28 protein-coding genes and 2 pseudogenes are annotated in these 21,457 nt (G+C 59.8%); 16 read left to right on the forward strand and 14 right to left on the reverse strand.

The genetic code is table 11. The features are described from left to right. Window positions 1-32 precede the first annotated feature (32 nt). From V5B59_RS11760 to V5B59_RS11780, 5 genes are all read left to right on the forward strand, one after another. The gene (locus V5B59_RS11760; RefSeq protein ID WP_332351893.1) at window positions 33-647 is read left to right on the forward strand and encodes a transposase; all 615 of its coding nucleotides are present in this window, start codon (window positions 33-35) and stop codon (window positions 645-647) included. An 8-nt stretch (window positions 648-655) separates the two neighbouring features. Further along, entirely contained in the window at window positions 656-877 is a 222-nt protein-coding gene (locus V5B59_RS11765) for a hypothetical protein (RefSeq protein ID WP_248594609.1), read from the forward strand. A gap of 23 nt (window positions 878-900) precedes the next feature. After that, window positions 901-1,827 (forward strand): ISAzo13 family transposase, encoded by a 927-nt coding sequence (locus V5B59_RS11770; RefSeq protein ID WP_332352173.1) that lies wholly within the window; start codon window positions 901-903, stop codon window positions 1,825-1,827. 261 nt (window positions 1,828-2,088) lie between these two features. Further along, the gene (locus V5B59_RS11775) at window positions 2,089-2,364 is read left to right on the forward strand and encodes a BrnT family toxin (RefSeq protein ID WP_332351894.1); all 276 of its coding nucleotides are present in this window, start codon (window positions 2,089-2,091) and stop codon (window positions 2,362-2,364) included. Further along, window positions 2,354-2,557: a hypothetical protein gene (locus V5B59_RS11780; RefSeq protein WP_332351895.1), complete on the forward strand. Its 204-nt coding sequence runs from the start codon at window positions 2,354-2,356 to the stop codon at window positions 2,555-2,557. The genes V5B59_RS11775 and V5B59_RS11780 overlap by 11 nt, the downstream gene beginning before the upstream one ends. A gap of 273 nt (window positions 2,558-2,830) precedes the next feature. On the opposite strand, the gene V5B59_RS11785 is transcribed toward V5B59_RS11780, so the two are convergent. The 10 genes and pseudogenes from V5B59_RS11785 to V5B59_RS11830 all read right to left on the reverse strand — a co-directional run bounded on the left by V5B59_RS11785 (window position 2,831) and on the right by V5B59_RS11830 (window position 7,190). Next, window positions 2,831-3,133: a type II toxin-antitoxin system RelE/ParE family toxin gene (locus tag V5B59_RS11785; RefSeq protein WP_332351896.1), complete on the reverse strand. Its 303-nt coding sequence runs from the start codon at window positions 3,131-3,133 to the stop codon at window positions 2,831-2,833. Next, window positions 3,130-3,363 (reverse strand): addiction module protein, encoded by a 234-nt coding sequence (locus tag V5B59_RS11790; protein ID WP_211203534.1) that lies wholly within the window; start codon window positions 3,361-3,363, stop codon window positions 3,130-3,132. The genes V5B59_RS11785 and V5B59_RS11790 overlap by 4 nt, the downstream gene beginning before the upstream one ends. Before the next feature lie 206 nt (window positions 3,364-3,569). Further along, window positions 3,570-3,842: a BrnA antitoxin family protein gene (locus V5B59_RS11795; protein ID WP_408612917.1), complete on the reverse strand. Its 273-nt coding sequence runs from the start codon at window positions 3,840-3,842 to the stop codon at window positions 3,570-3,572. Next, entirely contained in the window at window positions 3,829-4,098 is a 270-nt protein-coding gene (locus V5B59_RS11800) for a BrnT family toxin (protein ID WP_169071995.1), read from the reverse strand. Before V5B59_RS11800 ends, V5B59_RS11795 begins: the two co-directional genes overlap by 14 nt. 74 nt (window positions 4,099-4,172) lie before the next feature. Beyond that, window positions 4,173-4,358 carry a hypothetical protein gene (locus V5B59_RS11805; protein WP_308240198.1) on the reverse strand — a complete coding sequence of 62 codons (186 nt, stop codon included), beginning with the start codon at window positions 4,356-4,358 and terminating at the stop codon, window positions 4,173-4,175. A gap of 67 nt (window positions 4,359-4,425) precedes the next feature. Next, a pseudogene (locus V5B59_RS11810) lies at window positions 4,426-4,968 on the reverse strand (IS110 family transposase); the annotation flags it as partial. Window positions 4,969-4,974: 6 nt separating this feature from the next. Continuing rightward, window positions 4,975-5,154: a hypothetical protein gene (locus tag V5B59_RS11815; protein WP_169071997.1), complete on the reverse strand. Its 180-nt coding sequence runs from the start codon at window positions 5,152-5,154 to the stop codon at window positions 4,975-4,977. A gap of 177 nt (window positions 5,155-5,331) precedes the next feature. Beyond that, the gene (locus tag V5B59_RS11820; protein WP_034909909.1) at window positions 5,332-5,613 is read right to left on the reverse strand and encodes a type II toxin-antitoxin system YafQ family toxin; all 282 of its coding nucleotides are present in this window, start codon (window positions 5,611-5,613) and stop codon (window positions 5,332-5,334) included. Next, window positions 5,600-5,863, reverse strand: coding sequence for a type II toxin-antitoxin system RelB/DinJ family antitoxin (locus V5B59_RS11825; RefSeq protein WP_034909911.1), 264 nt, complete (start codon window positions 5,861-5,863; stop codon window positions 5,600-5,602). The genes V5B59_RS11820 and V5B59_RS11825 overlap by 14 nt, the downstream gene beginning before the upstream one ends. Before the next feature lie 685 nt (window positions 5,864-6,548). Beyond that, window positions 6,549-7,190: a transposase gene (locus V5B59_RS11830; protein WP_169071999.1), complete on the reverse strand. Its 642-nt coding sequence runs from the start codon at window positions 7,188-7,190 to the stop codon at window positions 6,549-6,551. An 81-nt stretch (window positions 7,191-7,271) separates the two neighbouring features. Between V5B59_RS11830 and V5B59_RS11835 the strand changes: the two genes are divergently transcribed. The 7 genes from V5B59_RS11835 (at window position 7,272) to V5B59_RS11865 (ending at window position 13,565) form a co-directional block, all read left to right on the forward strand. After that, window positions 7,272-7,574, forward strand: coding sequence for a nucleotidyltransferase family protein (locus V5B59_RS11835; protein ID WP_169072000.1), 303 nt, complete (start codon window positions 7,272-7,274; stop codon window positions 7,572-7,574). Window positions 7,575-7,683: 109 nt separating this feature from the next. Beyond that, window positions 7,684-8,658 carry a transposase gene (locus V5B59_RS11840; protein ID WP_248595085.1) on the forward strand — a complete coding sequence of 325 codons (975 nt, stop codon included), beginning with the start codon at window positions 7,684-7,686 and terminating at the stop codon, window positions 8,656-8,658. Between the two features lie 24 nt (window positions 8,659-8,682). Then, complete coding sequence (locus tag V5B59_RS11845) at window positions 8,683-8,925, forward strand: AbrB/MazE/SpoVT family DNA-binding domain-containing protein (protein ID WP_169072001.1); 243 nt, start codon at window positions 8,683-8,685, stop codon at window positions 8,923-8,925. Further along, the gene (locus V5B59_RS11850; protein ID WP_169072002.1) at window positions 8,922-9,317 is read left to right on the forward strand and encodes a PIN domain-containing protein; all 396 of its coding nucleotides are present in this window, start codon (window positions 8,922-8,924) and stop codon (window positions 9,315-9,317) included. Before V5B59_RS11845 ends, V5B59_RS11850 begins: the two co-directional genes overlap by 4 nt. Window positions 9,318-9,873: 556 nt before the next feature. Next, window positions 9,874-11,496, forward strand: a complete 1,623-nt coding sequence (locus V5B59_RS11855; protein ID WP_332351897.1) for an RHS repeat domain-containing protein — start codon at window positions 9,874-9,876, stop codon at window positions 11,494-11,496. Further along, on the forward strand, window positions 11,484-12,284 hold the full coding sequence (locus V5B59_RS11860; RefSeq protein ID WP_332351898.1) for a hypothetical protein: 801 nt from the start codon (window positions 11,484-11,486) through the stop codon (window positions 12,282-12,284). Before V5B59_RS11855 ends, V5B59_RS11860 begins: the two co-directional genes overlap by 13 nt. 156 nt (window positions 12,285-12,440) lie before the next feature. Next, entirely contained in the window at window positions 12,441-13,565 is a 1,125-nt protein-coding gene (locus V5B59_RS11865) for an ISAs1 family transposase (RefSeq protein WP_169072005.1), read from the forward strand. 476 nt (window positions 13,566-14,041) lie between these two features. On the opposite strand, the gene V5B59_RS11870 is transcribed toward V5B59_RS11865, so the two are convergent. Both V5B59_RS11870 and tnpC read right to left on the reverse strand, forming a co-directional pair. Further along, the gene (locus V5B59_RS11870; RefSeq protein WP_169072019.1) at window positions 14,042-14,938 is read right to left on the reverse strand and encodes an IS982 family transposase; all 897 of its coding nucleotides are present in this window, start codon (window positions 14,936-14,938) and stop codon (window positions 14,042-14,044) included. A 558-nt stretch (window positions 14,939-15,496) separates the two neighbouring features. Beyond that, entirely contained in the window at window positions 15,497-17,089 is a 1,593-nt protein-coding gene (gene tnpC / locus V5B59_RS11875; protein ID WP_169072006.1) for an IS66 family transposase, read from the reverse strand. A gap of 197 nt (window positions 17,090-17,286) precedes the next feature. Between tnpC and V5B59_RS11880 the strand changes: the two genes are divergently transcribed. Beyond that, a complete protein-coding gene (locus V5B59_RS11880; RefSeq protein WP_169072007.1) occupies window positions 17,287-17,820 on the forward strand; it encodes an Imm57 family immunity protein in 534 nt (177 codons plus the stop codon). A gap of 137 nt (window positions 17,821-17,957) precedes the next feature. Here V5B59_RS11880 and V5B59_RS11885 read toward each other — a convergent pair whose 3' ends face one another. Then, window positions 17,958-19,112, reverse strand: a complete 1,155-nt coding sequence (locus tag V5B59_RS11885; RefSeq protein ID WP_169072008.1) for an iron-containing alcohol dehydrogenase — start codon at window positions 19,110-19,112, stop codon at window positions 17,958-17,960. Between the two features lie 72 nt (window positions 19,113-19,184). Then, window positions 19,185-19,565, reverse strand: a pseudogene (locus V5B59_RS11890) (alkene reductase); the annotation flags it as partial. A gap of 83 nt (window positions 19,566-19,648) precedes the next feature. Between V5B59_RS11890 and V5B59_RS11895 the strand changes: the two are divergent. Genes V5B59_RS11895 through V5B59_RS11905 form a run of 3 tightly spaced genes read left to right on the forward strand, consistent with a single transcriptional unit; the run spans window position 19,649 to window position 21,287 of the window. Then, entirely contained in the window at window positions 19,649-20,269 is a 621-nt protein-coding gene (locus V5B59_RS11895; RefSeq protein WP_332351899.1) for a DUF1499 domain-containing protein, read from the forward strand. Between the two features lie 45 nt (window positions 20,270-20,314). Beyond that, on the forward strand, window positions 20,315-20,884 hold the full coding sequence (locus V5B59_RS11900) for a Uma2 family endonuclease (protein ID WP_034917824.1): 570 nt from the start codon (window positions 20,315-20,317) through the stop codon (window positions 20,882-20,884). A 1-nt stretch (window position 20,885) separates the two neighbouring features. Then, window positions 20,886-21,287: an S-adenosylmethionine decarboxylase family protein gene (locus V5B59_RS11905; protein ID WP_288129910.1), complete on the forward strand. Its 402-nt coding sequence runs from the start codon at window positions 20,886-20,888 to the stop codon at window positions 21,285-21,287. The last annotated feature ends 170 nt before the right edge of the window (window positions 21,288-21,457 follow it).

The raw sequence follows: 21,457 nt of genomic DNA on the forward strand, positions 1-21,457 counted from the left end.
CGTGGCTTGTGCAGTGAGAAAGTGAGGCGAAGATGCCAAGGCGAGCACGGATTGTTGCTGCAGATACCCCCTTTCATGTGATCCAGCGGGGGATCGATCGGGGCGCGTGCTTTTTTTCAGAGGACGACTTCCGGTTCTATCTCGAGGCGCTTGCCACTGCCGCGTCCTCGGAAAACGTCGCGGTCCACGCGTATGTTCTGATGACCAACCACGTTCACCTGCTCGTCACCGGCGAGGCGCCCGATGGCATCTCGAACTTGATGAAGAGGTTGGGGCAATGCTACGTTCAGCGTGTCAACCGGACGTATGGTCGTACGGGTTCGCTGTGGGAGGGACGTTTTCGTTCGTGTCTCGTCCAGGCCGACAACTACCTGTTGGCTTGCCAGCGTTACATTGAGCTGAATCCTGTACGAGCGGGCATGGTCAATAAACCGGGGGACTACCGGTGGTCGAGTTTCCACGCCAACACGGGCCAGGCCATTGACCGGCTGCTGACGCCGCACGCCGTCTTTCTTGACCTGGGCGTAAGGAACGCCTACGAAATAACTTCCCGTTTTGACTGTGCGCTCGGGCATGCCACTTGCTTGCTTGGTTGTTCTGAAAACAGCAAAGGGAATGCAGCGTGGGCTATTACCGGGAAGACGTAGAGCGGCGAATGAAGGAATTCTATCGGCGACTATCGGAAAAGGATCGTCGCCGGTACGCGGCGGTGGAGTCTGACAAGTTGGGGCATGGGGGCCAGCAGTACATCGCGCAGTTGTTTGAGATCGATAGCAAGACGATCCGACAAGGACTGGCCGACCTGGACATAGCGGAAGAGGCGACGGGGGATAAGCTCCGAAAAAAGGCGGTGGGCGGAAGCGTAAGCTCGACCTGACGCCCGAATTATCGACGACGTTTCTGGACGTCGTTCGAGAGCATACGGCGGGCTGTCCGCAGCACGCCATTCGTTGGACCCATCTGCGCCAGCCGGAGATTGCCCGGCGCATTAGCGCGACGGGAACCCCGGTCAGTTGCCGGATTGTTCGCCAGTTGCTGAAGCAGCATGGCTTTGTTCGCCGTCAGGCGCAGAAGAAGACGTCGTTCAAGCAGCACCCTGAGCGCAACCCGCAGTTTGAAAACATCACAGCGCTCAAGGCCGCGTACCTGGCGGCTGGTCAGCCCGTACTCTCCATGGACACCAAGAAGAAAGAGATGCTCGGCAATTTTTACCGGAACGGCACGCTTTACACCCGAGAGACCCTGGCCGTGCTGGATCATGACTTTCCCAGCTATAGCGAAGGCAAAGTCGTACCGCATGGCTTGTACGACATCGGTTTGAACAAAGCCCATGTCAATCTGGGCACGAGTCATGACACCACGCAGTTCGCGTGTGACAGCGTGGAACGTTGGTGGTCTTTGCACGGACGTCACGATCATCCCAATGCCGATAAGATATTGATTCTGTGCGATGGCGGTGGCAGCAACCCCTCACGCTCGCCGTTGTTTCAGCAGGACTTGCAAGCGCTTGCCAATCGGCTCAAGCTGGAAATTCGGATCGCCCACTTCCCGCCGTATTGCTCCAAGCACAATCCGATTGAGCACCGCGTCTTCCCCCATGTCACGCGCGCTTGCGAAGGCGTCGTATTTGAAAGCGTGCCTCTGGTCAAACAACTGATCGAGCGTACCCAGACTCGAACTGGACTTCAGGTCACCGTCGATATTATCGATCGCGTCTACGAAACCGGACGGAAAGCGGCGCTTGATCTCAAGGCATCCCTGCGCATCGTCGCCGATGCACTACTGCCCCCATGGAATTACACCATCCTGCCAAATTCAACAGCATAAAACCGGGAAGTTATTTCGTGGGCGTTCCTAAGCGCCGAGCGTCGGCATGCGGCGTATCGCGAGTTGTTTGACGAGCACCTCGAACCCGCGCTAGTCGCTCGAATACGCGAATCGGCAAACGGGGGCTTCGTGTTGGGCAGCGAGCGCTTTCAGCGCGAGATAGCCTTTATGTTGGGGCGGCGCACGTGGAAGGGCTCGCCGGGCCGACCAGTGAAGCAGACAGTCGACGACACCCAGCAGCAGCTTGCCCTTTGACCCGGCATGGCCCTGTATTTTCAATGGGATGAAGCAAAAGCGCGCAGCAACGAACAGAAGCATGGTGTTTCCTTCGCGGAAGCTGCTGAGCTGTTTGCTGATGACCATTCTTCGTGCGTCCATGACCCGGACCATTCGCATCATGAGGAGCGATACCTGCTTTTTGGTGTTTCATTGAGCGGGAGTTTTCTCGTCGTGGCGTATACCGAGCGGTCAGAGACGATTCGTATCATTTTCGCACGCCGCATGACCAGCCAGGAGCGTAAAGCCTATGAACGATGAAGACACCTTGCGGCCGGAGTACCCGGCCGACCTGATCAAGTCCGGTGAGCGCGGGAAGTACGCCCGGCGCTATCGGGAAGGCACCAACCTGATCCTCATCGAAGCTGACTTGCAGAGGCTGTTCCCGGATTCCGAGGCAGTCAATCGTGCTCTTCGCACCTATGCCGAAGAGCACCATATGACGAAGCCCTGAACATTCCAAATGTCGCGCGAACTCGGGGGGTCACTCGGGGGGTCACTCGGGGGGGCATCACTGGGGGGGCATCACTGGGGGGGCATCACACTGGGGCGGGCAGGTCTTGTTTCTGAACTACCTCCATCTTGAGTTCCTGCATGGCACGCCCCCTCGAATCGAATTACCCGGCGCGAGTTATCGCGTGACGTCGCACGCTGATCGGCACAACCCGATCTCTGTGGTCGATGTGGATCGGGAGTCGCTCTGATTGCGCTGCTCGCGACAGGTACGTCAAGAGCGGCCCACACGGTGGTGCTGCCAGTAGCCGGGTTCGCGATGACAGTGCATGACTGCAAGAATCAGCACCAAATCCGCTTCTACGGTGTAGAGAACAGCGTAAGAAAAAACGCGCGTGAGACAGCGCCGAATATCTTCTTCCAGGATGCGCCATCGCTCAGGGGCTGCGAGAATCTGGTCGATAGCGTGTTCTACGGCCGCCATGAAACGGAGTTCCAAGCCCTCCTGACAATCTGCGTAGTATCGGGCAGCATGCCCGTACTCCGCCAGGGCCTCGGGGTGGAACTCGTACCTCATCGAGCAAACATCTGCCTGACTCGCTCCAAGGCCGCATCACCTGGGATCGTCTTCACCCGTCCGCTCCGGACGTCGTCTCGGCGACGGCACGCTTCTGTGGCCCAAAGCTGTTGAACGTAGCCGTCTTCCGCTGGGTCGAGACTTTCGACGAGGCGGTCGGCCAGCAGGGCACGTGCTTCGCTCGGCAAGGCGAGTGCTTCTTCAGTAATTTGTTCTACGGTCAAGATCATCGATATTGACTCCTTGTAGAGCGACGAAAAAACGGCGACGCGCCGATTTTTTCTGGGCAAGAATCAGAGAATAGCAACGTCGCGGGCAAAGATGGGGTTACGATCAGCAGGAAAAATGCGCAAGCAGTATGCTTGGCCTGCAGTCCTCTTGGTCGTCCACGTCAACGCCAGCCGATGCGGCGCGATCGTCCGACGAAGCCCAGCTTTCAGGCCGAGTGCAATTCCTCCCGGATCACTCGCCGGAGCGTCTCTTCGATCGTCTTCTGCTGCATCGTTTCGCGCAGGGCGGCGTTGATCAGGGTCTGGTAACCACGCCCGCCGGCCTGCTGCTTGAACCACGCCACGACGTCCGGATCGAGCGTGATGTTGATCTTCTGCTTCTTCATTGGCGTGGACTGCAAGCCCACGCGGTGCACCGCCTGCGCGAAATCTTCGGGCGACCAGACGGGCGCTTCATCGAGATCGTCAGAGGCTTGCAAAGTAGTATTCCCGTTCATGGCGCTCCGCCTTTCGCATCGAAATGACCTGGATCGTGTCTTCGGTCTCGGTGTGCGCAATCACCACGACCTCGACTCCCAGCAACCCCACCGTGGAAAACCGCGCCTCGCCGTAGGAGAAGCGCGTATCCGGGCGCGTCAGGGTATGCCCTGCGAACACCAGTGACGCGTCAGCAAAGTCAAGCCCATGTTTCTTCAGGTTGGCCTGCCGCTTCGCATCGTTCCAAGTGAAGTTCATGCGTCAGTATAGACGATTATCTCTATCTCAGAGGTCGCTACGCTTTTGCCGGTTTGCTGCGGGCCGAGCTCTCTTCAATTCCTCACCGCCCACAGCGCAACCGCCGCCGCCAGGCACGTAATACACGACGCCACCACGTTCAAGGCCCCGATCCGTCGAGCATCACCCATAGCGCCGACGACCCGTCCCAGCGCAGCGTCGATTTCGCCACGCACCGAAGCCGCCGCTTCCCTCGCACCCTCCTGCATGACCTTCGCCATCGCTCCCTTTCTTCTTGCCGTTCGACCGATGCTCACTGCCGACACAGCGGCAATACGAGGAAAAATCCCCCACCGTGGCAAAGCGGCTCACCTCACCGGTCTCGAGCGCAATGGTCAGTGCCAGCACTTTGCCCACCCCGCTCACCGTCAGCAGCCCCTGGTAGTCCGGGCGTAACTTCGCCTTTTTCAGGATCTCCGCTTCCAGCCTTTCGATCTGTTCATTCAGGCAGTGCATCACCGCCACGTTGCTTTTCACGGCCAAACGGCTGCTTTCTGCCAGGGCCAGTTGATCGATGTCCGTTTCCTGCCAGCGCTTGATCTCGTTGGCGCTCGCGCGCCCTCCCGTGTCGCGGCTCAGCAGGTTCTCGATGCTCAAGATCTGCCGTGATCTCTGGCCCACCAACTGGTTGCGCTTGCGCATCAGATCTCGCACACCACGCGCTTCCTTCGGGCAAATGTATCCTACCGGCAGGATCCCCAAACGCAACAAGTGTGCCAGCCAACGCGCATCGTCCACGTCTTCCTTATGCTTCAGGTCCTTGTACTGCTTGACCGCCGCCGTGTTCACCAGGTGCACCCGATAGCCCGCTTCCATCAGGCCGTCGACCAGCCAATATCAGTTGTAGGTGGACTCGACGGCAATGCCCTCGATCGCCTCGCGATGCGCGCAAAGCGCCTGGCAGATCTGTTGCAGATTATTCGGAAGACGTCGTTGCAGCACGGTTCGATCCATCTCATCCAGGATCACCAACACACTATTGTTGGAATGAAGGTCAATTGCAGCGTACAGTTTCATTTCGGCTCCTCTTCTGCGGTTGTCAGTCCGTGATTTCCCACACTGACTGTAACGCCGCGGTTGGGGAGCCGGCTAGATGATTATCAGGTCTTGTTTCTGAACCAATTCCTCCAAACAGCCACAAACAGCCAGAGTCAGCACTCCAAGATTCCTACATCGATGAGTGGAACTTGGTGCTCACAGGCCAAGCTCGCTATGCGACCCGAGACGGACGAGCTGCAAGACCTCGTCATTCGGCTTGCGGTAAATCAACACCAGGTCGGGCTTGACGTGGCAATCCCGGTAGTCTTTCCAGTCGCCAGTCAGTGCGTGATCGCGGTGCTTGTCGGCCAGCGGCTGGTCATTCGCCAAGGCCGTAACGATGGCAACGAAGTCGCTTGCCAGCGTCTCACGATGAGGGCTCCTGGTCTTGCGCTTGTAATCACGCCTAAACTGGCCGGTTTGCTCAATCGTCCGCATTCAGGTCCGCCATCAGATCCTCGACGGTGGCGAACGATTTCAATCCACCACGGCGCGCCTCTTGCATCGCTTCTATGGTGATGGCGTTCGGCACCAGTGGTTCGAACGGCAGCGCTTTCTCGCGGGCAACGCGGGTCAAGAGGATGCGGAAGGCGTCTGACACGGTCAATCCCATCGCCGCCAGCACGGCGGTCGCCTCTTCCTTGATGTGCTCGTCGATACGGGCACGGACAACAGCATTCGTTGGCATGGTTTGGTTCCCCAAGTTAACGAGCTACATTGTAGCCCAAGACTGCAGACAGGGTCGGGTCCGAGGGTCACCCATTAGCCGGCCCCTGTCAATAGGTTAAAAAAATCTCTCGCGATGCAGCGGCGATACATTCGTGAGCTACTCCACTCCTGGCGTTCAGCCTGGCGCTCGCGCCCTGGTTTTCGTTCTTGCGGTGTCGGAACCAGTCCGCACCAGTCACCCATCAGGATCAAGGCGGTAGTCCGGGTGTGGTCACCCGGGCTGCGCCCCTGGCCGCGGTTGCGGCCCCAGAAAACCGTCAGTGCCCTGCACGTGTCCAAGTCGTTCGGCGTGTTCGCCGATGACAAATCTCTGGTTGCCCGTCACGATGGCGGCGGGCACCAACCCCGGTTGGCTCGCGGCAGAGGCGAACGGGTCAAGCCTGTTGCCTTTACAAAACCTGTGTTCTTGCGATCACTTCTCCTGCGTCAAGGGCGGGCTGCGTTTTTTGCAGCCCGGCGTAGCGCACCCTTGACGCCCGATGGTAATTTAGGCTGATGTCAGGGGGCAAAGCTGCGCACTTCGGCTTTGCCCCCTGACAGACCCTGCCGGCCTCCGGTCTGGCGGAGAGGAGGACGGTGGCCCAATCAGGTCGGATGGTTATCAGCCAACCCCGTGTCTGGCTCACCGCCCCCGCTCCATTCTTTCAGGCAAACGCACGCTGGACGTCAAACGGCACCCGATCGCGCATCACGTGGTAACAGGCCCGCGCCAGCTTGTGCGCCACCGCCTTGATCGCCACCACGGGCATCGTCCTGGCACACTTGCGTTGGTAGAAGCGCTTGACCGCCGGCTCGTAACGCACGGCGAAGTTCGCCGCTTCGACAAAGGCCCATGCCAGGTACTTGTTGCCGTTCTTGACGTTGCCGCTCCCTTTCTTCTTGCCGTTCGACCGATGCTCACTGCCGACACAGCGGCAATACGAGGAAAAATCCCCCACCGTGGCAAAGCGGCTCACCTCACCGGTCTCGAGCGCAATGGTCAGTGCCAGCACTTTACCCACCCCGCTCACCGTCAGCAGCCCCTGGTAGTCCGGGCGTAACTTCGCCTTTTTCAGGATCTCCGCTTCCAGCCTTTCGATCTGTTCATTCAGGCAGTGCATCACCGCCACGTTGCTTTTCACGGCCAAACGGCTGCTTTCTGCCAAGGCCAGTTGATCGATGTCCTTCTCCTGCCAGCGCTTGATCTCGTTGGCGCTCGCGCGCCCTCCCGTGTCGCGGCTCAGCAGGTTCTCGATGCTCAAGATCTGCCGTGATCTCTGCCCCACCAACTGGTTGCGCTTGCGCATCAGATCTCGCACACCACGCGCTTCCTTCTAGTGGCCTTTTCTGATGGCGGGCGTCGCCCGATGTGCGGCACGGAGGCTCGGATGGTACACAAGGATCTCGAACTGCCGGAGACTGAGCTTCCAGGCTATTGCCGGCGCAATGGCATTCGCCGCCTGGAACTCTTCGGTTCGGCAACCCGCGTAGACTTCGGGCCGCAGAGCGATGTGGATCTGCTGGTGGAATTCAGGCCGGAGGCCAGAATCGGCTTTCTCGCCTTGAGTCGCATGCAGCGCGAGCTGTCCGCGTTGTTCGGGCGGAGCGTTGATCTGGTGCCGCGTGCTGGCCTCAAACCGGTGATAGCGGAATCGGTTCTCAAGGAGGCCGAGCCACTCTATGCGGACTAACGAATTGTATCTATTGAATATCGTTCAAGCTGCCGATTCCATAGCGCAGTTCGCGATGAAGCCAGGCGTCAGCTCGTGCTTCTGAACCAATTCCCGGTAGAGTTCCCGCATGGCACGTCCGCTTCGAATCGAATTCCCTGGCGCGATCTATCACGTGACATCGCGCGGTGATCGGCGCGAGCCGATCTTTGTGGACGATGTGGATCGCGAGTCGCTGCTCGCCGTGCTTGCAGCCGGAATGGCACGCTTCGATGCGCAGGTGCTGGCCTATTGCCTGATGGGCAACCACTACCACTTTGTGCTGCATACCCGGCAGGCGAACCTGTCGGCGCTGATGCGACACGTCAATGGCGTCTACACGCAGGCCTTCAACCGGCGCCACGCGAAGGTCGGGCATCTGCTGCAGGGGCGCTTCAAGGCCATTCTGGTAGACCGCGATGCCTACCTGCTGGAGGTCTGTCGGTATGTGGAGCTGAACCCCGTGCGCGCCGGCATGGTCGACGAGCCAGCGCAATGGCACTGGTCCAGCTACCGTGCGCATGTGGGGCAGGTGCCGACGCCGGAGTGGCTGGACAGTGCTGGTCTGCACGCCTACCTGCTCGGACACCCGGTGTGCAGCGTGGCCGACGAACGGCGTGCCACGCAACGTTACGTCGCCCTGGTCGCCGCCGGCCGCGATGTACGCCTATGGGACGAGGCACTGCGCCAGCAAATCTATCTCGGTGACAAAGCCTTTGTCGAACGGATGCAGGCGCTGGCGGTGCCGCAGCAAGAGGCCTCGCGCGATGTGCCCAGGCCGCAGCGAAGCAAGCCCCTGACTCTGAGCCAGTGGCTCGGCAGCAGCGAAAGCCGCGCCCAGGCGTTCCGGTGCGCGCATACGCAAAGCGGCATCAGCATGACGGCGATTGCTCGGGAGATGGGTTTGTCCATTTCGTATGTCAGTAGATTGATCGGGTGCGCCGAGGCGACGCTCCAGGCAAGATCGTCAGCACTGAGCCGGCAGGCGCCGGAAGGTCCCTCCAGGAACTGCGGATGGCCTTGCTGGTCCCGCGCTTGCGTGGGCAGGTCCCTTGCGCTAACGTAAGGAAACTTCAACCAAGGTACGAGAATGAGCACCGCAACCCTCACGAGCAAAGGCCAGATCACTGTCCCCGCCGTTGTGCGAGCGGCGCTGGGCGTTGGCGTTGGAGACCGCGTGGAGTTCGTCGAGATTGCCGCCGGACGTTACGAACTCATCGCTGCGACGCGGTCCGTAACGGCTTTGAAAGGCATGTTCGGCCAGCCTCGGAAGACGGTGTCGATTGAGGAGATGAACGCGGTGATCGCCAAACGTGGTGCCGCCGCCCGATGACTGGCCTGGACACCAATGTCCTCGTGCGCTACATCATGCAGGACGATCCCGAGCAGTCCCTGCTGTCCACTCGGCTCGTCGAGTCGCTTGCGGTCGAGTCGCCGGGGTTCGTGGCGCTGGTCTCTGTCGTTGAACTCGGCTGGGTGCTGGACGCAGCTTACGACCTTGATCGACACCAGATCGCCGACGCTTTCGAAGCGCTGTTGCGCACGAAGGAGATCGTGGTGGAGCGCGCGGAAACCGTCTGGAAGGCCTTGCGCATCTTTCCGCGCACCAACGCAGACCTTGCCGATTGCCTGATCGAGCGATCGGCAGCCGTAGCAGGCTGCGGCACGACCGTGACCTTCGATCGTGGCGCAGTCAAGGGGTGCGGAATGACTTTGGTGACCTGAACCCGCACGTACCGTGTCATCCGCCGCCACGGCCTGGTCGGGCACCGCTTTCAGGTCGCTACAGGAGCAAATAATGGCTACCATGATGCCTGATCTGGGGATCAGCGCGCAACACCGAGGGAAACTCTGGCAGGAGAGCACGCATTCACTGGGACTCGCCGGCCTCGGCTTGCTCGGCCTGCTGTCGACGCGGCGCGGCAGGGACTGCTCTCGGAGCTCCCGGCCACGACCGGATGGGAGAGGCGCGGCGGCTCGCATCGAAAGAGTTCCCGGCCAGGATCGTCGGACCAAAAACCGCTTTACAATCTCGACCGGATGGACTATAACCCGCCGAACGAAAGGGTCAGACCTGTGGCAAACACTGCCCGACCCCATCGGCCGGCAAAGCCTCGCGGAGTGGCTGGCCCAACAGCCGTAAAAACCGTTCGCCCGAGAGCGGGCGCAGCAGGCAGCACAGACTGCCGACCAATGAGCTGAACGCCAGGCAAGGGGCCTGGCCTTGATTCGAGGCTGTTTTTGAGCGCCTCCAACGCTCGCCCGGGGGGACATGGGGTCGATGTTTCGAACTGCGAAACATGGGGTAGGGCTGCTCCTGTGCTGGTTCGTGCTGGCGGGTCAGGTCTGGGCCAAAACCTGCGACCTCGACGGCGACGGGGATGTCGACCTCGACGACATCACCCTGCTGCAGCGCATGTTGCCGAGCCGTCCCACGGTTACCGGCCCGGATGACCCCCGCGATGCCAATCACGATGGCCGCATCGACATTCTGGACGTGCGCGCCTGCGTACTGTCCTGCACGCGCGCCAAGTGCAGCACGATCAACCAGGCGCCCTTCGCCAATGCCGGCCCCGACCAGAGCGTATCGCTCGGCAGCCGGATCCCACTCGATGGCAGCGCCTCCAGGGATCCCGAAGGCGCGACCCTCAGCTACGCCTGGTCGCTGATCGCCGGACCCCCCGACAGCCAGGCCGTGCTGACCGCCGCCCACAGCACAAATCCCACCTTCCGCGCCGACCTCCCCGGCCAGTACGTCGTGCAGTTGATCGTCCATGACGGCCAACTCGCCAGTGCCCCCGCCACGGTCAGCATCCTCGTCACCAATACTCCGCCGACGGTCAGTCTGAGTGCTCCAGCGGCCTACCAGAGCTTCACCGCCCCGGCGACGATCACCGTCAGCGCCGACGCCGCGGACAGCACCGGCAGCATTACCGAAGTCGCCTTCTATCAAGGCAGCACGCCGATCGGCAGCGCCACCAGCGCACCGTACCGCATCTCCTGGAGCAACGTCCCTGCCGGCAGCTACGTGCTGAAAGCCAAAGCCACCGACAGCGGCGGAGCGATGACCTGGTCCGCGGAAGTGCCGATCACCGTGGCTGCCGGCGGGGTGAAGATCTACTATCTGCATCACGATCATCTGAATACGCCACGCCTGGTCACCGATGAGGCGAACCGGGTGGTCTGGAGAAATACGCCGCTCGGCGAGCCGTTCGGGATGAGTCTGCCCGAAGAGGACCCGGATGGCGATGGGCAGGCGTTTACCTTGAACCTGCGGTTTCCGGGGCAGTACGCGGACAGAGAGAGTCATCTAAATTACAACTACTTCAGGGATTACAACCCCGAGGTGGGGAGGTATCTTCAGAGCGATCCGATTGGGTTGGCGGGTGGCATCAATACTTACGGCTATGTCGGGGGGAATCCGATGAGCCGGATTGATTCTTTTGGATTGTGGTGGCCAGGAATTCACAACAGCTTGGCGAATTCACAGGCGAAGGATCTCGGATGGAGCCAAGCCGATGCAGTACGGCTAGGCAATCTGACGGGTGACGTTGATGACTTACCGGGATCACAAAATCGCGAAAATTCAGATTGGCACGCGATGCGGGATCCCAGTTGGGAGCGCTGGGGAGCCCAGCAGAATTTCAGCGACTATGTAAAAAGAAACTTGGCCGATTGCTCTCTCGAAGGCCTCGCTAAGGCTCTTCACACAATTCAGGACAGCTACTCCCCTGGTCATGAGGGCTTTCAGCCATGGTGGGGACGCGACAGATATTCCTGGGTCCAGCTGATTCCTCATTTCTTCGAAGACGGCCCTTGGATGATTGGGCCCCTCCAGCGAGCGAAGGCGGCAACACGCAGAACGATTCAACAATGGCGGGAACGTTGCCAATGCGGAAAATAACCAAAGTTTTCTGGCTCTTTACTCTGGTCGGCTCGAGCGATGTGCACAGCGCACTCGCTGAACAGTGGGTTTTCGCGCGCGACCTCAGGAACCCTCCATACTTAATCGAGCATACAGGTGAGAGCGTGTTGCTGTACAAGTCAGGTGACCGTGCTGGTGGCGCATTGGTTGTTTTCAGGGAAGCCTATCCGAGGGTACTCGCCACGTTGTTGCAAAAAATCGAAAGTGGCAGCGGGATCGCAGCAAAGGAAGAGTTTGCAAAATCTAGCATCATAAATATGTTTGAACCCATGGCAAGGGCGATTCGTTCGGATAATGTTAAAGCGCTGTGGCTTCATAGTTGGAAAGCTGATTCCGCACGATTGAATCAAGCCGGGTTTGTTACCGACGGGTTTCGTGAAACACGAATTGAATCCAAGCCCTTCAATCGCCTTCCAAATAGAGGCGCATTTTCCGTTGTATCCTTTCACGTGCTAGACGCAGCTGATCTATTCGGTATTCCGGGCACAGTGATGTTCGTCTACCGGCAGGACAGTGCGAACGAGTGGGGGTGGCACAACGCACATGACCCTTTTTCCTTCGGGTACAAGTTACGGGTTGAGCGTCAATTTACTTCCCACGAGAAGGAGATCATCGAAGCGGTTTCGAAAGCGGCCGACAGTCCCTGCGTCGTAATTCCGATCGGCTCAAATTCTCTCGCGTCATATATAGACGAATGGACGCAAGGACGAGCATGGATAAGCGATCAAACAGAGAACAATAAGGGAAATAAGGTGAAATTGAAATAAGGGAAATAAGGGGCCAGGCCAGGGAATTTACACTCGAATAGCATATTCTTTTTCATCATATTCGTGCAAGAAAAACCTTTAACATTCATGGTGGTATGATGGCCTCTTGTAAACCAACGAGAAATCGGGTCTACTCTCGTCTTTTGGGCACGAGAAATGATCAAGACGAAGGTGGCAAGCTTGGTATGCTGTTTGGGTGACATCGACGACCCACGCAAAGCCAGCAACGGAACACTGCACGACTTCCTGGAGATTCTCGTGATTGCCATTTCCGCCATCCTCTCCGACTGTGACACGATCGAAGACATCGCCGAGTGGGGGCGTACGAAGGAGGCGTGGTTGCGTGAATTCCTGGTGCTCCGGAATGGAGTTCCATCGGGGAAGACTTTTCTGCGCATCTTCCAGGCCCTCGACCCGAAGCAATTCGAGGCGGCGTTCCGCCGCTGGGTGGCTGGGGTGGTCGGTGCCCTGAAAGGCGTCATGGCGGTCGATGGCAAGACGGTGCGTGGGTCGGGCAGTGGCGGCGAGAGCGCCATTCACATGGTCAGCGCCTTCGCTACGGAATGGGGTCTTGTTCTCGGTCAGGAAAAGGTGGCCAGCAAGAGCAATGAGATCACCGCCATTCCGGAACTCATCAAGGCGCTTTATATCAATGGGTTGCTGGTCAGCATCGACGCCATGGGGTGCCAGAAGAGTTTCGCCCGTCAAATCACGGACCAGGAGGGTGACTCCCTGCTGGCGGTCAAAGGCAATCAACCGAGTCTGTTGGCGGCCATCGAGGCTGAATTCATGGACCATGACCAATCGGAGGAGGTCGACCGCCACCGCCAGGTCCACAAGTCCCATGGTCGAATCGTCGCTCAAATCGCCTCGGTGCTGCCCGCGAAAGGGGTCGTCGATCTCGCCGATTGGCCCAAATGCAAGAGGATCGGTTTGATCGACTCCCTGCGCAAGATCGGCGACAACGAGTCGAAACTTGAACGGCGCTACTACATCATCTCTCGTGAATTGACTGCCGAAGAACTTGCGGCAGCGACCCGGTCCCACTGGGGCATCGAGAACCGGCTTCACTGGGTTCTCGACGTCACCTTCGACGAGGATGCCAGCACCGTGCGAAAGGACAACGCCCCACAAAATTTCTCCCTCCTGAAGAAGATCGTGCTCAACCTGCTACGCCTGGATAGCACCGACAAGACCAAATGCAGCTTGCGCATGAAGCGCAAGAAAGCCGCTTGGGATGACAACATCCGGGCAAAGATCCTGGGGCTCACGCCGCTATGACAACCGAGTGGCAAGGCCCTGGTGGTCGTACTCTCGTTCCCTTGCCACCTTTGTCTTCACAGCCGTTCGGTCGAGATCTCTTCCGGACGCATACCTGCCTGAATCCATTTGGCCCTTCAACAACGGCGCCGTTCTGCTCAGAAGGCTGCGTAACAGCAACTTCGAACACGATTTCGGAGCTGAACGAGCTTCTTGACTCGGAACCTGGGAGCGTGCTGTGCGTGTTCGATTGATCACACTCCTTTTCGGGCTGGTCGCGTGCACTTTTACGCTAGCTTCCCAGAACGATGAGTATGAGGACAGGAGTGCTGGCCAGCTCATCTTCGAAATCGCTGTAGTGCTTACATCGAAATCAAGCCTTGATATGGAAGCGCATAGTGCGCTGGGGTCGTCAATGGAGTTTCTTTTCTTGCAGCTGAAGCGCTCCAAGACCAAAGTAGCAACAGACGCATTAGCACGCACAGTGGTACTTAACGTCAGTTCGGGATAAGTTTTGGGGGTTTGGAGAGCCGGCGGATGTCCTGCAGCGACAGTCTGGGTTTGTTTGGCATGAGGCAATAGGCGATGAGGCCGGCCAGCAAATTGACGGTGAAATTGATGGGCGAGCGATGGCGGGTGTGCTCTACCTGACAGAGATTTTTCAGTTCGTCGATGACGGTTTCCACGAGGGATCGCTGCCGTAGCATCGCCTCGTCGAAGGGAGTCAGGGCGACGGGCTTCATGTTTTTCTTGACCTTGGTCACCAAATCAATGCCAAGGTCCTTCAAGAAGGCAGTCAGCCACTTGGCGATATAGCCCTTGTCGGCATACAGTTTGCCAAAGAGCCGATTGGCAAAGTCGCACAAGGGCTTGCGGTCATCGACATTGCCAGGCGTGAGTTTGACACCCAGTAACTCGCCCAAGTGATTGATTACCAGATGGAGTTTGAACCCGAAAAACCAGCCGGTAGAACTCTTGCCCCGCGCCGCCATCCCCCGGAATACCCGGTGAGAAGAAATCCGCAGGTTTTCGCAGACGGCGATGGGGGTCGAATCGGCAATCGACACTCCGGAGCACTTGCCCGTGAGCGCCTCGAACAGGGCGGCCAGCGCTATTGCGCAGCGTGGTAGCAACTCGACACACCGCTGATACGTCGGAAGCTGGGGAAATTCGGCGCGCAGGTGTTGGCACACATGATTCAGATAGAAGGATTTGAACTGCCGGTAGCGAATCTGATGGAACAGCACCACCAGCGTCATCAATTCCGGTAGGGAGAGGCTACATTTTCTCGACCGATGACGCTTGCCATCGGTCAGCAGCCGGGCGTTCAGTTGGGGTTCGATCGCTTTGTAAAAGTCGTCTATCAGGCAGTAAGTCTCGGTAAGATCGTCCATGATGAGAGCCTCCGTGTGACGTGGTTGATCAGGTTGTGCACCCAATTTGCCAAGACAGCATTCCTGCTCATCCGTTTCACATCAACCTCTTAGCGCTACATTTCGAGCTTCCTTATCCCGAACTGACGTTACTTAGGATCGATGCGGGGGGCGGGGAAAGCCGCACCGAAGCGATTCTCTCGAAAGGGCCATTAATCGTGGGGCGTCTGAAGAAGACAGTGCAGACGGAGTATCATCGACTGTGTTCTGGTGCGACGGCTCCCGCATGTATGAGCCAAGGAGAAGTCGCGAAGTATGTGGCTATCCTAATAGAGGCTTTGCACCGCCGGCGCGTTATCCCGACTGAGAGGCTCTAAAAGGCTGACGAGATCTGTGTGCAAGAATCAGTAATTCCCGGCCTGACTTAACCTATTAATTTACATAATAAATTATCGCACCAAAGCTGTGCATGCATTTTGAGAGTCATTTGTAATCAATGGGTTGAATGATTTATGCCGGGAATTGCTGTGCAAGAATCTATGGTAACCGTTTAGCCCCCACCGATTGCGGGCCCCGCAATCAGGCGGCGGCCGGTAGCGGGGGCGCTGAGTTGCCTTTGCGCCGCTCGGCAATGACCTTGGCCAGGTAGGGCCAGGGCAGAATGTGACGTCGCCGGCAGGTGTCGATGACACTGGCCAGCAGGGCAAAGGCACGGGTGCCCTGCTCGGTTCGGGTCCCCTGGCTGAGGAGCCGGGCGATGACCCAGTGCCGCAAGGCTCGTTCCGCTTCGTGATTGGTCAACGGCAGATAGGGATGGACGACGACGATCCAGAACGCTTCCCAGTCATTGAGAAATTCGCGCGCCAGTGCGCGGGTCTTCTCATGGACCGAATCCTGGTGCTTTTCGCAGAGCTCACGGAAGGACTCCAAGCGCTCGTGGAAGCGGGGAGTGAGATCCACCGGCGGACCTTCTCGCGCTTCATCAATCGCGATCATCAGCTCGTTGAGGAGGTCGTGGGTGGCCTGTCCAAAGGCCCGCGCCTCGGTGCTCAGGCTTGCTTTGAGTCCCTCGGCCTTGCGCAACCCGTGCGCCCAACAGCGCAGCCGCTTCTGGAACCGGCGATACACCTTGTAGCCATCGCTCATCAGCCAGCCGACAAACCGGTCGCTAAAGACGTTCTCCAGGATTTCCTTGCTGCGGTGGCCAATGAAGTACAGGCAGATCGTCGGCGTGACGAGCACCCACAGCCACAGCAACTGGCCCCATTCCTTCCACGGTGTTTCATCGGCATGGGTCAAGACTTCCTGCTGCAGTTCTTCGACCAACTGTTCTTCAATCGACTCGACCGCCCGACCGGCTTCGTGGATACACTGGTTGATTGTGCTGGTGGAGAGCGCGACGCCCAGCCAGTCTCGCAGAAATTCCTGCGTCCGCCGACGCGACAGGTGCATGCGGTGGGAGAAACACACCAGCAGGCTGACCAGCATCGGCCCGACGAGATGCCATTCGCTCAGGCCGACGCTCCACCCGGGCTCGGCTCGGCAGCGGCCGGGCTCGCTGCGATTGACATGCCCACATTGGCCACAGGCAATTTCCCCGTAGAGATGTTTGTCATGGCGTATCCGCAAGCCGGGGAGCTCCGCATTCCGGTCGGTATCGAGATCCAGGACATACCGCCCGCCATGCGCGACAAACCCGGCCGGATCCAGCGCCTCACCGCAGCGCACGCAGGATTCCGGAGCATGGATCACCGTGTCGTTGATCGGCAAGGTCACCTGCCGGCTATGGCCTGCGGCCCCGGGCGGTCGCCCCGCTTTCTTGGTAGGGCCGGCCGCCGCGCCGCCCGGCGTGTCTGCCTCCGCCGGTGTGGCAAGGCCCTGCGGCTCGGCATTCCTCACCGCGCTTGCCGCACGATCCTCGTCTGCATCGGGATCCTCTGGATTGTCTGCCTTCCCAGAGGCTTCCGAGTCTGCCTCCCGGGAGACTGCCCCGTGCCACGGTGGGTCACTGCGCGGTGGCCGAGAACTCGTCTGGGAGTTCGCTTTGAGCCGTTCCCGCGCCTCTTTCAAATCCCACAGCAACTTCACCAGCAAGCCATCTTTCCGCTCTGCCGGTAACGCCATCCGCTTCTGCTCATCCAGTTGCTGAAGATCAAAGTCGCTCAGGTACACTCATTGGCTCCACGGGATACGATCACACCCTCACTGCCGCGATAAGATACCCAGACCGTCCTGCGCTGGCAAGCGCTGTGCTCAACGGCTCAACTCCGCGCCAACCTGCTGGGTAAGTGTCGTAGGGGGCTAAACGCTTACACTGAACCAGTTGATTGACAGCGAAACCGGTAGCATTCTCCTGGTGACAGATTAACATGCGGAACACATTTGCCCTCGTGCTAGCGGCCCTATTGAACCAGCCGAATCTATCATCGGTCGCTATAGCTGCTGAGGATCGAGAGGATCGCCTGATCTCACACGCTCGCTACTGTCTCCTCAACGATATTATGCTTTCAAGTGTTGCCCCCGGAACGTATCAGTCGTTAGTCTCTTGCCGTGGCAGCGAGTTGGGGCTTGCTTTTATTGGCGAAAGGTCTTCAAGAAGGGCCGACGCAGAGCTGGCGAAGCTTCGCCGCTATGTGTTAGATGGCGCGCTGGGGGAGAGCTATACGTGCTATGTCCTGTCAAAAGGCAAGCGTATGCTTTCACTTCTTGACGCCCTGGATTTCTCCGAACAGCGTAAAATCTGCGAAGCCGAGGTAGGCCAGCGGATTAGGGAATTAGGTATCGTCCCGAACAAGCTGAATGTTGATGCCGTTTGTTCCACACAAAGCAGCGCACAAAACTGGATCAAAGATATCTCCGTTGCGGCCAAAACAGGGAGAAAATGCAGCGAGCAGGAATGGTAACGCAGTCAGGGCATTCCCACTCGGAATGCATACGCCCTGAGAAGGCAAGGCTGGCCGTAGCGGTTCACCGAGCACACTGCGCTCGGCGAAGGCCCAGCTTTCCTCGGTCATCAGAAGTGCGCTCGGCCGTCATCCGCTCAGGCAGCGAGTTCGTAGACCTGCTGCGCACACGCGAGGTCGACGCTGCGATGCTCGCCCAGAGCGACCATGCCATGCCGCTTCAGTTGCGCTACCAGCGGTGCGATGGCCTCGACACCGATCCCGTAGCCGGAAAGCCTGGTCGGCACCTGCAGCGATTCGAAGAACAGCCGCGTGCGCACGATGGCTTGATCGATGCGCGCTTCGGCGTCGCCTTCGCGCAAGCCCCAGACGCGGTCGGCGTACTGCAACAGCTTGTCGCGCTTTTCCTCACGCCGCACCTGCAGCATCGCCGGCAGAACCACCGCGAGCGTCTGCGCATGGTCGAGACCGTGCAGAACGGTGAGTTCGTGTCCGAGCATGTGCGTCGCCCAATCCTGCGGAACGCCGGCACCGATCAGGCCGTTCAGGGCCAGCGTGGCGGTCCACATCAGGTTGGCGCGCACCGCGTAATTCTCCGGCTCGCGCAATGCGCGCGGGCCTTCTTCGATCAGGGTCAGCAGCAGGCCTTCGGCGAAGCGGTCCTGCACCTTGGCGTCGGCCGGGTAGGTGAGGTATTGCTCGGCGATGTGTACGAAAGCGTCGACGACGCCGTTGGCCACCTGGCGCGGCGGCAGCGTGAAGGTCTTGCTCGGGTCGAGGACCGAGAAGCGGGGGAAGAGCCGGTCGTTGAGGAAGGCCAGCTTGTCGTTGCTCGCGCGGCGGGTGATCACGGCGCCGTTGTTCATCTCCGATCCGGTCGCCGGCAGGGTGAGGACGCTGCCGAAAGCAATCGCGCTAGTCACCGCAGCGCGCTTGGCCAGCATATCCCACGGGTCGCCGGCGAAAGGAATCGCGGCGGCGATGAATTTGGTGCCGTCGATCACCGAGCCGCCGCCCACCGCGAGCAGGAAGTCTACCTTCTCGCGACGCGCGAGGGCAACGGCCTGCATCAGCGTTTCGTAAGTCGGGTTGGGTTCGATGCCGGCGAACTCGAAGACCGCGAAGTGCTTCAGCGCGGCCTTGACTTCGTCGAGCGTCCCGCTCCTGACGACGCTACCGCCGCCGTAGGTGATCAGGACGCGCGCGCCGGCCGGAATTTCGGCAGCGATGTCGGCAATGCGGCCCTGGCCGAAAAGGATGCGGGTCGGATTGTGAAAGGTGAAATTCTGCATGGAAGGTTCCTTGGATTCTGTGATTCAGGCGGCGGTGTCGAGGAAGGGGTAGTCGGTGTAGCCATGCTGGTCGCCACCTTCCTGCAGGTCCGGGTGCGAGATGCGCCCGACGTGCCAGAGCTGAATGACGATCTTGCCGCACCTGGCATGCACCGCGTCGGTCACCCGTTTCCAGCCGGCAACCTGCTCGGCGCTGTAGATCCCCGGCGTCTGGATGTAGCCCTTGCCCTGCGGCGAGATTTGCGACGCCTCGCTGATGATCAGGCCGGCGCTGGCGCACTGGGCGTAGCAGGTGACGGAGAGCGGGCCCGGTACGTCGCCAAGCAGCGCACGGCTACGCGTCAGCGGCGCCATGACAAGACGATTGGCGAGGGTCAGCGACCCCATGCGGTAAGGCTGAAAGAGATCGGTCAATATGGATACATCAGCGCTGCTGTGGTGTGCTACGGACATCGTGAACTCCTGAAATTATGGACCGACCGGTCCGAAAATAGCAAAAAAAGGGCTCACCGTCTGTACTCCAGAAGACAGACGAGATGCGCGTCGGCAAAGGCTGCCAGCCGCGCGCTTTCGACGTCGCCCTTGGCCAGCACCTGCAGGCCGGCGATCAGACTCAAACAGGCGCACAGGATAGAATGGACACCTCATTCAGCCAGCGGAGAGTTGACGTGCAGATCATCAAGTGGATCGGGATCGGTGTAGCGGCGATCGCTGCGCTGGCGTTGCTGGCCGGGCAGCTCGGCCTGCTCAAGGGAACACCTCCCGCTGACCTGGGCGTGCGCGAGGGCAAGCTCAAGAAACCATCGGAAACCGCCAACAGTGTGAGCAGCCAGGCCCTGCTCTGGCCCGGCCATCCGCAGCGCGAGTATGCCGACATCGCGCCGCTGGCCCTGCGCGGCGATGGGCCGGCAACGCTGGCCAAGCTGAAGAACGTGCTTCAGTCTCTGCCAGACGTCACTCTTGTCGACAGCCGCGCCGACTACCTCTACGTGCAGTTCACCACGCGAGTGATGAAGTTCGTCGACGACGCGGAGTTCTGGTTCGACCCGGCGAGCGGCATGATACAGCTACGTTCCTCGTCGCGCGTCGGGAGCCGCGATTTCGGTGTCAATCGCCAGCGCATCGAAGCGCTGCGCGAGAGGCTGGCGGCTTCCTGAGCGAGGCGCCGCAGCTTTAAGATGAACCTTCCGAAGGAGACCCCGATGACCGCCCTGCCCGCGCCGAACCGTGCCTCCCTCTACGAGCAACTCTGCGCTTTGCCCGAAAACCTGACCGGCGAGCTCATCGACGGCCAGTTGCACGCCCAGCCCCGTCCGAGCGGCCGCCATGGTCTGGCCGAGCGGGCACTCAATGTCGACCTCGGCGGGCCTTACGACTTCGGTCGCAACGGCCCCGGCGGCTGGTGGATCATTCCGGAACCGGAAGTGCACTTCGTTCGCGATAGCGAAGTGGCGGTGCCCGACCTCGCCGGCTGGCGGCGCGAACGCATGCCGCGGGTACCCGACGACCAGCGCTTCGAAGTCGTTCCGGACTGGGTCTGTGAAATTCTCTCGCCGACCAGCGCGCGCCGGGACCGCATCGTCAAGCTACCGTTCTACGCCCGCCATGGCGTCGCTTACGCCTGGCTGGTCGATCCCGAGGCGCACACGCTCGAAGCCTTTGCCTTGCGCCAGGGTCACTGGCTGCTGATCGCCTCGCTGCAGGATGACGCCGCGGTACGCGTCGCGCCCTTCGATGCGGTTGCGTTTCCCCTGGCGGATCTCTGGGCGTAGAGTGCAATGCGCTTCGCTTATTGCACCCTACGCGCTGCTGGAAGAGGAAAAGACACCACTCTACGACTGCCGCTGCGAAGCGCGCCTGCTCGATGACGCGGAGGCGCTGCGGGAGCTTTGCCTGGCGGTCTGTTCGACGCCGGGGCTGACGCCCGTCGGGCTGCTCTGCCACCAGTTCGGCAGCGCCCTGGAGCCGGCCGGTGCGACCGGTGCGGTGGTGCTTGCCGAGTTGCATCTGGCCGTCCATACCTGGCCGGAGGCCCAGGCGGTGACGCTGGATCTCTATGTCTGCAATTTCAGCCAGGAAAACCAATCAACAACAAATCGCGCGCTATCGCCGCCGCCAACCCGAGCGCACCCTGCTCTAGCGCACCGTGCAGACCCACCTGGCGACTTGGCTTGAACTTTCCTGTGGCTCTCAGCCAGGCGACTCGGTTCGGGCCTACGTCGAGTGCGAATTTCGTTGCACCCTCGAAGGTGGCATCCTTGCCCATGGCTTTGCCCGTGCCCGGCAATGCGTTCTCCCGGTTGCGCCCGATGGCTAGCCCATCGCGACGCAGGCGTAGGTTGGGC

The sequence above is a fragment of the Candidatus Accumulibacter contiguus genome, from assembly GCF_036625285.1.
GTDB classification, from domain to species: Bacteria; Pseudomonadota; Gammaproteobacteria; order Burkholderiales; family Rhodocyclaceae; genus Accumulibacter; species Accumulibacter contiguus.